The 12,434-nt window shown below is 42.6% G+C and carries 10 protein-coding genes and 1 pseudogene; 7 read left to right on the plus strand and 4 right to left on the minus strand.

What is annotated here, in order from left to right:
• Positions 1–1,359, plus strand: a 1,359-nt coding sequence (locus V5N63_RS00980) for a putative PEP-binding protein (RefSeq protein WP_332032201.1), incomplete at its 5' end; no start/stop codon positions are given.
• A 64-nt stretch (positions 1,360–1,423) separates the two neighbouring features.
• Here the strand turns inward: V5N63_RS00980 and V5N63_RS00985 are convergent.
• Positions 1,424–2,266: an isoaspartyl peptidase/L-asparaginase gene (locus V5N63_RS00985; protein ID WP_332032203.1), complete on the minus strand. Its 843-nt coding sequence runs from the start codon at positions 2,264–2,266 to the stop codon at positions 1,424–1,426.
• 74 nt (positions 2,267–2,340) lie between these two features.
• Positions 2,341–3,228 carry a cyanophycinase gene (locus V5N63_RS00990; RefSeq protein WP_088469205.1) on the minus strand — a complete coding sequence of 296 codons (888 nt, stop codon included), beginning with the start codon at positions 3,226–3,228 and terminating at the stop codon, positions 2,341–2,343.
• 188 nt (positions 3,229–3,416) lie between these two features.
• Between V5N63_RS00990 and cphA the strand changes: the two genes are divergently transcribed.
• Positions 3,417–6,047: a cyanophycin synthetase gene (gene cphA, locus V5N63_RS00995; RefSeq protein ID WP_332032206.1), complete on the plus strand. Its 2,631-nt coding sequence runs from the start codon at positions 3,417–3,419 to the stop codon at positions 6,045–6,047.
• A gap of 71 nt (positions 6,048–6,118) precedes the next feature.
• Here the strand turns inward: cphA and V5N63_RS01000 are convergent, their stop codons facing one another.
• A complete protein-coding gene (locus V5N63_RS01000) occupies positions 6,119–6,757 on the minus strand; it encodes a hypothetical protein (RefSeq protein WP_332032208.1) in 639 nt (212 codons plus the stop codon).
• A gap of 725 nt (positions 6,758–7,482) precedes the next feature.
• Positions 7,483–8,253, minus strand: a complete 771-nt coding sequence (locus V5N63_RS01005) for a hypothetical protein (RefSeq protein ID WP_332032210.1) — start codon at positions 8,251–8,253, stop codon at positions 7,483–7,485.
• A gap of 815 nt (positions 8,254–9,068) precedes the next feature.
• On the opposite strand from V5N63_RS01005, the gene dnaX reads away from it, so the two are divergent.
• From dnaX to V5N63_RS01030, 5 genes and pseudogenes are all read left to right on the plus strand, one after another.
• A complete protein-coding gene (gene dnaX, locus V5N63_RS01010; protein ID WP_332032212.1) occupies positions 9,069–10,154 on the plus strand; it encodes a DNA polymerase III subunit gamma/tau in 1,086 nt (361 codons plus the stop codon).
• Positions 10,155–10,588: 434 nt separating this feature from the next.
• Positions 10,589–10,747 (plus strand): hypothetical protein, encoded by a 159-nt coding sequence (locus V5N63_RS01015; protein ID WP_332032214.1) that lies wholly within the window; start codon positions 10,589–10,591, stop codon positions 10,745–10,747.
• 44 nt (positions 10,748–10,791) lie between these two features.
• Positions 10,792–11,859, plus strand: coding sequence for a chorismate mutase (locus V5N63_RS01020; protein ID WP_332032216.1), 1,068 nt, complete (start codon positions 10,792–10,794; stop codon positions 11,857–11,859).
• A 3-nt stretch (positions 11,860–11,862) separates the two neighbouring features.
• Positions 11,863–12,042, plus strand: a complete 180-nt coding sequence (locus V5N63_RS01025) for a hypothetical protein (protein ID WP_332032218.1) — start codon at positions 11,863–11,865, stop codon at positions 12,040–12,042.
• 162 nt (positions 12,043–12,204) lie between these two features.
• Positions 12,205–12,434 (plus strand): annotated as a pseudogene (locus V5N63_RS01030) (ribosome small subunit-dependent GTPase A); the annotation flags it as partial.

The following is a 12,434-nucleotide window of genomic DNA, read 5'->3' on the forward strand; positions in this document are numbered from 1 at the left end:
GAAGAAACCTCTCCTGAAGATGTCGATGGCATGCACAAATCGCAGGCGATTCTTACAACAAAAGGCGGTATGACTTCTCATGCAGCTTTAGTAGCCCGAGGTTGGGGTAAGTGCTGTATCGTAGGTTGTTCCGACATTGAAATTCACGAAAAAGAAAAATATTTTGTAACCAATACGGGAAAAAAAGTTCACGAAGGCGAATGGCTTACCCTGAACGGAACCACCGGTCTGGCTTACGAGGGTGTGCTGCAGCTTTCAAATACCGATCTTAACCAGAACGCATCGTACAAAGTTCTGATGACGTTGGTGGATAAAGCTAAAAAATTAGGCGTTAGAACCAATGCAGATACACCAAAAGATGCACAGCAGGCATCGTATTTCGGTGCAGAAGGAATTGGCCTCTTCCGCACAGAGCATATGTTTTACGGGGAAGGAAGCGAAAAACCTTTATTCCTCCTCAGAAAAATGATTATGAGTACCACAGTGGCAGAAAGAAAAACTGCATTGAATGAACTCTTTAAATTTGTAAAAAAAGACATCAAGGCAACTTTGGAAGTGATGAACGGAAATCCCGTAACCATCCGTTTGTTAGATCCACCTTTACACGAATTCGTTCCGCACGACAAAGAAAAATTACAGGAACTGAGCCGCGAACTTGGCGTAAGAATGAGTGTGCTGAACCGCAGAATCCTGGCACTTCACGAAAACAACCCGATGCTGGGCCACCGCGGAGTACGTTTGGGAGTTTCTTATCCGGAAATTACCGAGATGCAGGTTCGCGCCATCCTGGAATCTGCAGCTGAACTTCAGAAAGAAGGTAAAAAAGCCTACCCTGAAATTATGATTCCTGTGGTAATGGGACGTCACGAATTGCGTCACCAGAAAGAAATCGTCGACAGGGTTTATAATGAAGTTTGCAAACACATGGGTGTAAAAGAAATCAATTTCCTTTACGGAACCATGATCGAAACTCCACGTGCCGCACTGAAAGGGGATTCCCTGGCTACAGTAGCAGATTTTTTCAGTTTCGGAACAAATGATCTTACCCAGATGTCTTTCGGATTCTCCAGAGATGATATCGGCGGATTCTTGCCAAAATATCTTGATCTGAAACTGCTTCCTGAAGATCCGTTTGTATCCATCGACCAAAGCGGTGTTGGGGAACTCATTAAAATCGGAGTGGATAAAGCAAGATCCGTGAAACCTAAACTTAAAGTCGGAATCTGTGGCGAACATGGCGGTGACCCCGAATCGGTGAAATTCTGCCACAGACTGGGTCTGGATTATGTAAGCTGCTCACCGTTCCGAGTACCGATTGCAAGATTGGCAGCCGCGCAGGCAGCGATTGAAACAAAATAAGCTTTGCAGTAATAATTTAATACGAAGAGAAACTGTCCCGGAAATGGGACAGTTTTTTTTTATTTTAATCGAAGACCTCGAACGTTGATCCGTTGAAGCTGGCAAAAACCATGGTTGGATGCGAATCCCGGTGAAAGAAGTTTCCGTTTCGGTCGATGGCGATGGCTCCGGCAAACCCGTCGATTTCTTTTAATTCAGCAAAAGTCTTTTCAAAAGCCTCTTCAAGGTTCATTCCGTCAGTGACGCGGGTTACAATCTTCGCGGCAGTGGCATTGCTCACGATATCTTCACCAACTCCGGTACAGCTTACCGCGCAGTATCTGTTGGCATAATTACCAGCTACCGTTGCAGAATCGGAAATTCGGCCAACGATTTCAAAACCTTTGCCTCCCGTGGACGTTGCTGCTGCCAAATGACCATCCCGGTCGAGTGCCACGCAGCCAACAGTGCCTTTCCCGCCGTTTTTCACTTTCTCCTCATATTCTTTTCTGCGTTGCGGAATTTCAGTTGAGTAGTCCTCAAATCTATTGGCAGTAGCGTAAGTTTTTGCGCCGTTTCCACCCAAAACCCGGTCGTTTTCTTTCATCAGAACCCTGGCGACCTGAATCGGATTTTTTACATTTTCAATATTGATAACGCCGGAGAACTTCTGGTTTTCACCGTTCATCAGCGACGCACTCATCCTGATTTTCCCGTCGCTCTGGATTTGTGATCCGGTTCCGGCGTTATACAGCGTATCATCCTCCAGCAAAGAGACTGCATATACTGCAGTCTCCTCCGCTGTATGGCTCTGCAAATACTCGAAAGCCTTGGCAGCAATTGCTTTGAGTGAATTTTGTTTGGCCACTTTTACTTCGTGGCTTTGGTCGCTTTCGGAGAAGAAGCCGCCGTGGATGATGATTTTCATGTATTTCTGAATAGGATGTTAACGGGTTGCAAAAGCAGGATAGCGGAGCGAACGTAATTAAAAATTTAAATTCCTTAACGTTCCTGTGGGATTGGGCTGTACTGCGAGTTCACGATGGTGAGTTCTTTCGTCTTCAGATCGAAATAATCATTCTGGGACATCACATGAACCGTTAGATTATCAATGGAAATCGGTTGCCCCAGGTCGATCTTGGTAAGATTAGTATCTTTAATGAATCTGCCGTCCACCAGAATCACAAGCCCGGACCCAATGGCCGTCATCGTATCGCCGTGAATAAAGAGTCCGGTATCTTCTCCCAGGCCAATTCCCAGGGTGCGCGGGTTGTTTACCACGGCCTGAAAAAGTCTGCCGATTCTGCCTCTTTGAACAAAATGTGTATCGACAATAACATTTTCGATAAATCCTAAACCCTGGGTGGTTTTAATTTCACCTTTCAGAAGCGCTTCACTGCTCGAACCCTGATAAATCATGTTTTCAGAAGCTGCTGCAGCGCCTGCCGAAGTTCCGGCATAGATAAAATCCTGCTCCTGGTATTTAAGGAGAATAGCGTCATGGAATCTTGTCCCTCCAAGAATCGAAGTAAGTCTCAGCTGGTCGCCTCCGGTAAACATCACCACATCGGCAGCGTTGGCGCGTGCCACGATAGCATCGCTGTTCGCCTGTTCCCGGTTCTGGATATCGAGGATATTAACGGTTTTCGAACCTAAAAATTCGAATGCTTTTTTATATTCTGGGCCCACAATCTGTGGAATTTGAGAAGCTGTGGTGATGATCTCGATCACCGAATCCTCTTTCAGCCGGGACTCATTGATGATTTTCCTGAGGATGCCTCTTTCAAAAAAGTTGAGGTTTTTTTCTACATTCTGGTCGTAATCGGTTTCTGCAAAACTGCCTTTATTTACGGCTCCACCGATAATCATTAATTTTCCAACTGGTCTCATAGGATGCAAATTTAAAAAAAATAATCAGAGGCTTAGGCGCTAAATCAAATAAAAATAATACTGAATCACTGATATTTACGCTGTTTAATTATTAATAATTCAGAGTTTGTGTAAAAAATTATGCCGAATTATACTGTTTTTCAATTATCTTTGGTTTTCATACATCAGTCACCTTACACATTTACGTTATGAAAATTGAAAAAATACAGGTTCTAAAAGGCCCGAATATTTGGAGCATCCGCAGAAAAAAACTCATCCAGATGCGGCTGGATCTGGAAGAAGTAGAGCATTTGCCCACCAATAAAATTGAAGGCTTCCGTACGAGGCTCGAAAAACTGATTCCTTCCTTAATCACACACCGCTGTTCCGAAGGGGTTGAAGGAGGCTTCTTTCAGCGGGTGGAAATGGGCACCTGGATGGGCCATGTCATCGAACACATCGCACTGGAGATTCAGACCCTTGCAGGGATGGATACCGGTTTCGGCCGCACCAGGGAAACCAAAACCCCGGGCATCTATAATGTTGTTTTCAGTTATCTGGAAGAAAATTCCGGAGTTTACGCAGCAGAACAGTCCGTGGAAATCGCACGATGTATCATAGAAGCACGAGATTACGATATTGAAGCCTGCATTCAGCAACTCCGCGAAATCCGGGAGCGCGAAAGACTCGGGCCTTCTACCGGAAGTATTGTTGAAGAAGCCGCTGCCAGAAACATTCCGTGGATCCGCCTTGGCCGCAACTCTTTGGTGCAGCTGGGCTATGGCGTCAACCAGCAGCGATTCCAGGCAACAATTACCGGGAAAACCTCATCCATTGCCGTAGACATTGCCTGTAATAAAGAACTTACTAAAAAAATGCTCGATGAGGCCGCTATTCCTGTGCCTTCCGGCGATCTGGTGACAGAACCTGAAGAACTCGAAAGGGTGATCCGCAAAATTGGATATCCGATTGTACTGAAACCCCTGGATGGTAATCACGGCAAAGGATCATCCATCAATGTAAACGACCTCGAAACGGCCAAAATCGGTCTGCAGCATGCGCAAAAGTACTCCAGCAGGGTGATTGTTGAGAAATACATTACCGGTTACGATTTCCGTGTGCTGGTCATCAACCACAAAATGGTGGCGGCAGCGCGCCGGGTGCCTGCCCATATTGTAGGCGATGGAGAACTCAATATCCGCCAGCTCATCGATAAAGAAAATCTTGATCCCAGAAGAGGCTACGGGCATGAAAATGTGCTTACTGAAATCCTTGTCGACAAAGATACGAATGAACTTCTTGAAAAACTGAATTATACCCTCGACACCATCCCGCAGAAAGGTGAGGTGGTATATCTTAAATCTACCGCTAACCTTTCTACAGGCGGTACTTCCATCGATGTTACAGATATGATTCACCCCGAGAACGTTACCATGTGCGAACGTATTTCCAAGATTGTTGGTCTTGATGTCTGTGGAATTGATATCATGGCAGAAAACCTTACACAGCCGCTCAAGGAAAGCGGTGGCGCGATTCTGGAAGTGAACGCTGCTCCCGGATTCCGCATGCATTTGGCTCCAAGCGAAGGACTGCCAAGGAACGTAGCCGCGCCGGTAGTCGATATGCTTTATCCTCAGGGCAAACCTTTCAGGATTCCTATTATTGCGGTAACCGGAACCAACGGAAAAACCACCACCACAAGACTCATTGCCCATATCGTGAAAAATAACGGCTACAGAGTAGGCTTTACCACCTCTGACGGGATTTACATCCAGAATACCATGCTCACCAAGGGCGATACTACAGGACCAATTTCCGCAGAATTTGTCCTTAAAGATCCTACCGTTGAATTTGCCGTACTGGAAACTGCCCGTGGCGGAATTCTACGCTCAGGTCTGGGATTCAGTTCCTGCGATATTGGCGTACTGACCAACATCAAAGAAGATCATCTGGGGCTCAATGATATTCACAACCTCAAAGATTTAACCCGCGTTAAAAGGGTAGTACTCGACTCCGTAAAGAAAGGCGGCTGGAGTGTCCTGAATGCTGATGATGAATATTCCACGAGGCTGATGCCCGATCTGGATTCTAAGGTCGCCATCTTCAGTCTCGACGAGAATAATCCTCACATTAAGAAATTCGCCAAAGAAGGGAAAGTAACCTGTGTGTACGAAGAAGGCTTCATCACCATTAAAAAAGGCGACTGGAAGATCCGCATTGTAAAGGCAATTAATGTCCCGATCACCATGGAAGGGAAGGCAAGATTCATGATCTCTAATGTCCTGGCGGCAAGTTTGGCGGCTTATCTCCACGGTTTTGGAATCGAGGACATTGCCAATTCACTCCGTACCTTTATTCCAAGTCCTGCGCTTACGCCGGGAAGGCTTAATATCTTTAAATTTAAGAAATTCAAGGTCCTCATCGACTTTGCCCATAATCCTGCAGGTTACGAGGCTATTGAAGATTACCTAAAAAATATTGATTCGCCAAAGAAGATTGGAATCATTTCCGGAGTCGGAGACCGCCGCGACGGCGATATCCGCGAGTGCGGCAGAATTGCAGGCCGCATGTTCGATCATATCATCATCCGGAACGAAAAGCACCTTCGCGGCAGGACCGAAGAGGAAATCAACGCCCTGGTGATCGACGGGATGCAGAGTTCGGGTAAGGATGTAAGCTACGAAATCATTCCAAAAGAAATCGACGCGCTGAAACACGCCATGAGCCTCGCCGAAGAAAACACCTTTATCACGGCTCTGAGCGACGTCATCTCAAACGCTATCGACCTCGTGCAGGAATACCAGCACAAAGAAATTCTGGAAGAAGGCAATACGCTTTAAGAATTCGTTTTAAAATATAAATCCCTTCATTTGAAGGGATTTTTTATGGATAAATGTATAATTCCTGATTATTAATTACTCTTTTTCTTTTTGTAAAATAAAATGAAAATGATAAAGGTTAAAAGGTATAAAGCTGAAAGAGAAGCAATATAGATTTTCTGTTTTCGGTGGTGTTCCGAGAGTTGCGCATTTTCAATCATAAGTTGCTTTAATACTTTATCCGGAGCCGTAAGCAGGTCCTCATAAGATATTTCAAAGTTGTCCTGTGTTGAAATTTCTTTAGCTAAGTTGTTCTTCAGTTGCTCCAAAAGTGCAAAATCACTTACGCTTAATTGAGATATTTCCTGTGTTGCATAGCAAAATGAAGAGTAAAAGAAGGTGGTATCCGGTTCTACATTGGCAAAAATCAGAAACTTACCTTTCTCTTTAAAAATGATATCACAGGAATTGAACTGCTGTCCGAATAATGTAATTTCTTTACTCCTGAAGTCAGGCGCAGACGATTTGTAAACTTTTTCTATTTTTGCTTTCGCCAAAGAGTTTTCTACCTCCCAATATCCCGTTTTGTAGGTTGTATTTACATCATATATATCAACGGTAAATACAAAATCTGCTGATTCAAAAGAGTTCTTGATCGTAGGAGTATCACACTTACAGGCCGGAATGTTGATGGATGTCAGGAGTGAAAAAAGTAGTAAAAGATATTTCATAGACAGATAATGATGTTTCGAACTAATTTTTAAAGTGCTCAGCAAGGTTTTTTCTGAAAATTATGAAGCAGTTTATTCAGGATGAGGATAAGGTCAATAGAATATGTTGTGCGTAGTTTTTTATTCAGATTCTATTAGGATAAAATTCCCAGAATTGATCATTATGTGAAAATCGATTCTATAAATAAATTCAAATTTGGAATTATTATTCTTTTTAAAGGTGTAAAATGGATGTCGTTTGTTTAACATTTTTTGAAATTCCGTTAAATTGTTGTCATCTATTATTTCTTTTTCGATTACCAAACTACAATCATTATTTTTTTCGATTTTACGACTGATTTTAGAATTGCTTTCATAAAAAGTAATGGAATCATTCAAAATTCTAAACTCAAATTTTGGATGCTTTTCGAATTGTTTATCGAATTCTACTTTATATTTCCCATTTGGAAGTATACAGTTTTGTGAAAATAGATTGTTAGTGAAAAACAAAATACAAACTACAATCAAGTTAATTTTGATTGAGTTATAATATAATATTTTATCAAATATTTTCAATGTCGTTTTTCAGAATATTTGTTTAAAATTACGCACAACGTTTTGGCGCTTGGCGAAGAAGCGGATTTCGAATTACTAAACTGTCTGCAAGCACTGAACTTGATACGAAGCACAAGGCTTCATTTAAGCACTAAACCCGCTTTTTTGCCAAACTCCTCTCAGCACCAGTATTATTCTGTCGGGTTAATAATTGTGTATCCACTGTCACCATAAATTAAAAACTTTCCATTTTTTATTCCTGTCAAGCCTGGTGAATAGTCGCCAAACTTTATTACCTCTTTTTTATTTCTGTCCCACGAGAAAAAACTTCTCTTGTCGTTATAGCTTGAATGAAAAATAATCTTGTCTACGGTGCTTGATATTGCTGATGTTCCAGAAAAGTCATTTGGGGTTTCAAAGCTTTCAAATTTAAAAGTGTCGAGATTAAGTTCAAATACTTTTAGGTCAGTATATGCGTAAAACAAAACTTTGTTTGTCCCGTGTTTGCAAATACAGTAACAGTCAGCAATTACCATATCTCCTGCACTTGAATTAACACCAAATTCTTGTTGTCCTTCAAAATCAAACACGGCAAGTCCATCTCCGTTTGGTCCGTCACCACCGTAAACCCCTTCGTCAAAATACGTTATTATAATTTTGTTCCGATGAACGATGATATCCTCTATTCCGTCACCAGCTAAAAATGACTTTACTAATTGTCCGCTGAATTTAAAAATATAACCGTTGTTGTCTTTCTCTGTCCGACTGTCAGCAATGAAAAATGTGTCGTTGTCAAGTCTGCGAATAATCGGAAAGCGTAAGTCGATTTCTATTTTTAAATTATGGTCGTTTGTTACAACCGTTTTGTTGTCAGTAAACGCAATGAAATTGCCTTGGTCGTCAGCGTCAAGGTTTAAAATTTTACTTTTTCCTGCGTCAATATGTGTTGTCTGTTCGGTCATTCTTAATATTGGTGCTAACTTACTTATATGTATCACTCCGTAATACAAACATCCCAAAATTTGTAGATGTTGGTATCACTTTTATGATATATATGTATTCAAATATAATAAATGTATTGGATAATTAATTTTGTTTCCTCAAACTTTTGCTGATTACATGGTACTGTTGATAATAAATGCGCAGTAAATAAGGCATATAACTACAACTGTACATTTAACTGAGCATCGTTTTAAAATTAAGATGGGCGTTCCGCATCAGTTTTTATCTCAAAACATTGGTAACTCAAACTTCTCTCTAATTTCAAGTATATAATCTACTTCCGCCATACTTTACTTTTCCATCAAATAAAATAAAATCAGCGTATACAGTTGCAGGAATCACCATTTATCATTAAATTTACAACACATTACAAATCAGCACGTTATTGCCCTATTTAAATTACCGATAATCATTTTTTCACCTGATTAATTTCTTTGTAACCCCTTTTCACAAGCAGATACCAAAGGTTGAGCCGTAGTTGCGCCATACTTGCGCCATACCATCGTGCAGGAAAAGTAAGGTATTCTTAACTTCTCCCTGTCATTTCTTCAAGTCTTATCCGAGTCTTGTTCGGATCTCCTTCCCACAAAGGGGTTGTTTTGGGAATCATTTCCAAAGGAATCTACAGCTTGTGTGCTTTTAATGTGATAGGTATTGAGGAGTGGGGGATTCGGTGTATTTCTTTTAAGTTATTGATGCAGAATTAAACCATAAAACCCTCACTAATTTTCTCACAATTATTTTATCATCTCAATAATTTCCTTATTTTTGACCAATGGAAAATTTCGTGGTTTCTGCAAGAAAATACCGCCCTCAGGAGTTCGATACTGTGGTAGGGCAGGCGCATATTACAGATACCCTGGAGCATGCTATTCACGAAAACCAGCTCGCACAGGCACTCCTGTTCTGTGGTCCGCGTGGAGTAGGTAAAACGACCTGCGCCAGGATCCTCGCCCGTAAAATCAACGAAAGAGACGGTTCTACCTCCGAAGACGGCTTTGCCTACAACATTTTCGAACTGGATGCTGCGTCCAACAACTCCGTTGAAGACATTCGCGAACTCACCGACCAGGTACGCTTTGCACCTCAGGTAGGAAAGTACAAGATTTATATCATTGACGAGGTGCACATGCTCTCCTCAGCGGCGTTCAATGCCTTCCTTAAAACACTGGAAGAACCGCCTGCGCATGCCATCTTTATTCTCGCCACCACCGAGAAACACAAGATTATTCCTACCATCCTTTCACGTTGCCAGATTTACGATTTCAAACGGATTACCATTGAAGACATCCAGAGCCATCTGAAGAATATTGCGGCTAAGGAAGGTATCGCATTCGAAGACGACGCGCTTTACCTCATTGCCCAAAAGGCTGATGGTGCGCTGCGTGATGCACTTTCCATCTTCGACAGACTGTCAACCTTTACCCAGAAGAACATCACTTTGGCCAAAGCCGCCGAAGTCCTCAATATCCTCGATTACGACCAGTACCTGAATATTGTGGAACTGGCGTACGAAAACAGAATTCCCGATGTGCTTTTCGCATTCAATGAGATCGTGAAAAAAGGCTTCGATCCCCACATCTTCATCGCAGGATTGGGCAGCCATTTCCGCGACCTCATGATGGCGCAGAATCCTCATACCCTGAACCTCATCGAAGTAGGCGAGAAGACCAAAGCAAGATTCTCCGAACAGAGCAAAAAATGGAATGCCCAGCAGCTTATCGACGCCATTGAAATCTGCAACCATGCAGACATCAATTATAAGAATTCCAAGAATCCACGGCTTACGGTAGAGATTGCTTTAATGCAGCTTTCGTCCCTCACGGCGAACGGTGCCGAGCCTAAAAAAAAAAGTATCTGATATTAGCGCCGCTTCTTAAAACTGCGGTATCAGTTCCACAAACCCCCAAACCTGAAACCAAAACACCCGTTGCTGCAGAACTTCCCCAGAAGGAAGAACCTGTAGTTCAAAAGACAGCGGCACCCATTGCGGCGCGCAAGGTTTCTTCTAAATTCAGCATCACTGCCGTATTACAGCAGACTGAAGAAAAGGAAGAAGGAACGGAAACCACGGCAAAGGATCATCTGCCAAGCAATCACTTCACCGAAACCGATCTCCGAACCGAGTGGCAGAAGTTCCTCACAGAACTTAAGAAAAGAGACATCATCATCTACAGCGCCATAAGTTCCTTCATCCTGCAGAAAAAGGACGAAAACACCATTGAAATCACCTATCCGTCAGATTCTGCAAAAAGCGAGTTCGAGAAGGTGCGGGCAGATTTCTTTAACCATTTTATGCACAAAGTAAGTCATTTCAATATCGCGGTCGAGTACAAGAATGATGTTACCCTGAAAAAAGAAATCATGACCAAACGGAAGATTTTTGATAAATTTGCCGAAATCAATCCTGTTTTAAAAGAACTCGACGAAATCTTTAAGTTTGATCTGAACTAAAATAATCAAAATAATGCCAATGAAATTTGGCTTTTTACCATAACATGAATTTAAAAGAACTGAAGAACAACTGGGTAAAAGATTTTGCCTCTCCCTTAATTATTGCCGGCCCCTGCAGTGCAGAAAGCGAATCGCAGATGCTGGAAACCGCTAAAAGAATAAAAGAATCCACAGACGCAGTCTCTATTTTCCGTGCCGGAATCTGGAAGCCGCGTACAAAACCCAACGGGTTCGAAGGCGTAGGAGTCATCGGTCTCAACTGGCTGAAGAAAGTAAAGGAAGAATACGGCTTCAGAACCGCCACAGAAGTAGCCAATGCCCACCATGTGGCAGCCGCTCTGGAAGCTGATGTCGACATCCTGTGGATTGGCGCGCGCTCTACCGTAAACCCTTTCACCGTACAGGAAATTGCCGAAGCCCTAAAAGGAACCGACAAGCCGGTCTTCGTAAAAAACCCTGTGAACCCTGATCTTGCCTTGTGGATTGGCGCTCTGGAAAGACTTCTGGGCCAGGATGTAAAGAACTTAGGCGTTATTCACCGTGGCTTTTCAACCTACCAGAAAACCAAATACCGCAATATCCCGAACTGGCAGATTGCCCTGGATTTCAAGCAGCAGTTTCCCAACATCCCGATGCTGGTAGACCCTTCGCATATCTGCGGCAACAGAACCGGCTTGGCAGGGATCGCCCAGGAAGCCCTGAACGTTGGCTACGAAGGCATGATCATAGAAACCCACGCCAATCCCGACGATGCCTGGAGTGACGCTTCACAGCAGATTACCCCGGAAGTGCTTGCAGATTTGATCGGGAATTTACAGATAAGAAATTCCGATATCTCCGCATTCGATGATGAAATGGGCCGTCACCGTACCCTTATTTCCGACCTCGATTTCCAGCTGATTGAAATCCTTTCCCACAGGATGAAAATCTCAGAAAAGATCGGTACGCTCAAGAAAGAAAACAACATTGCTATCTTTCAGCCGGAGCGTTGGAAAATCATCACCGAATACGCAACCCAGAAAGCTGATGAAACCGGAATGTCGCCTGATTTCATAGAGAAAGTCTTCAAAGCAATTCATGAAGAGTCAATTGAAATCCAGAATAACATCTAACAGATGAGCGACTTTAAATTATTGAGTGATGTATTATTGGAAGCGTTCAGAAATGAACTTAGCGACCAGCTGCTCTATTCAATAAATGAAGCCGGTGATACTGAAATTGAAGTTGATTATTTTGATTTTTATAATGCAGCAGCGCGGGCTTCTGGAAAAGTGGTTTTTAGTAGCCCATTTTAAAGAAAAAGGATTTGCTCTTGAGACCGAAAAAAGCTATTACCAAAATCTTCAGGACTACTATAACAATCTGAGAAACACAGGATTTGAATATGAGGATACTGATTTCTCAAAAGCCATAAATTTTATGCTAATGTCATCAAAGACGATAATCATTAATAACAAATGAAAGGTCTTGTCACCAAATCTACCGGAAGTTGGTACCAGGTTCTGGATCAGGGAACAGGAAGGTTTTTTGAAGCCAGGATACGTGGCAAATTCAAGCTGATTAAAACCCGGCTTACCAATCCGCTGGCGGTAGGAGATAAGGTAGAATTCTCTCTGGAACAGGATGATGTCGCCTGGATTACGAGGATTGAACCCAGAAAGAATTATCTCATCAGAAAATCGGTGAA

The organism is Kaistella sp. (genome assembly GCF_032060305.1).
GTDB classification, from domain to species: domain Bacteria; phylum Bacteroidota; class Bacteroidia; order Flavobacteriales; family Weeksellaceae; genus Kaistella; species Kaistella yananensis.

Bases quoted from the DNA above. Each gene is read 5' to 3' on its own strand.
- V5N63_RS00985 (WP_332032203.1), bottom strand. From the start codon at position 2,266: ATGAAAATCATCATCCACGGCGGCTTCTTCTCCGAAAGCGACCAAAGC.
- V5N63_RS01025 (WP_332032218.1), top strand. From the start codon at position 11,863: ATGAGCGACTTTAAATTATTGAGTGATGTATTATTGGAAGCGTTCAGA.
- V5N63_RS01000 (WP_332032208.1), bottom strand. From the start codon at position 6,757: ATGAAATATCTTTTACTACTTTTTTCACTCCTGACATCCATCAACATT.
- V5N63_RS01020 (WP_332032216.1), top strand. From the start codon at position 10,792: ATGAATTTAAAAGAACTGAAGAACAACTGGGTAAAAGATTTTGCCTCT.
- V5N63_RS00990 (WP_088469205.1), bottom strand. From the start codon at position 3,228: ATGAGACCAGTTGGAAAATTAATGATTATCGGTGGAGCCGTAAATAAA.
- V5N63_RS01015 (WP_332032214.1), top strand. From the start codon at position 10,589: ATGCACAAAGTAAGTCATTTCAATATCGCGGTCGAGTACAAGAATGAT.
- dnaX (WP_332032212.1), top strand. From the start codon at position 9,069: ATGGAAAATTTCGTGGTTTCTGCAAGAAAATACCGCCCTCAGGAGTTC.
- cphA (WP_332032206.1), top strand. From the start codon at position 3,417: ATGAAAATTGAAAAAATACAGGTTCTAAAAGGCCCGAATATTTGGAGC.
- V5N63_RS01005 (WP_332032210.1), bottom strand. From the start codon at position 8,253: ATGACCGAACAGACAACACATATTGACGCAGGAAAAAGTAAAATTTTA.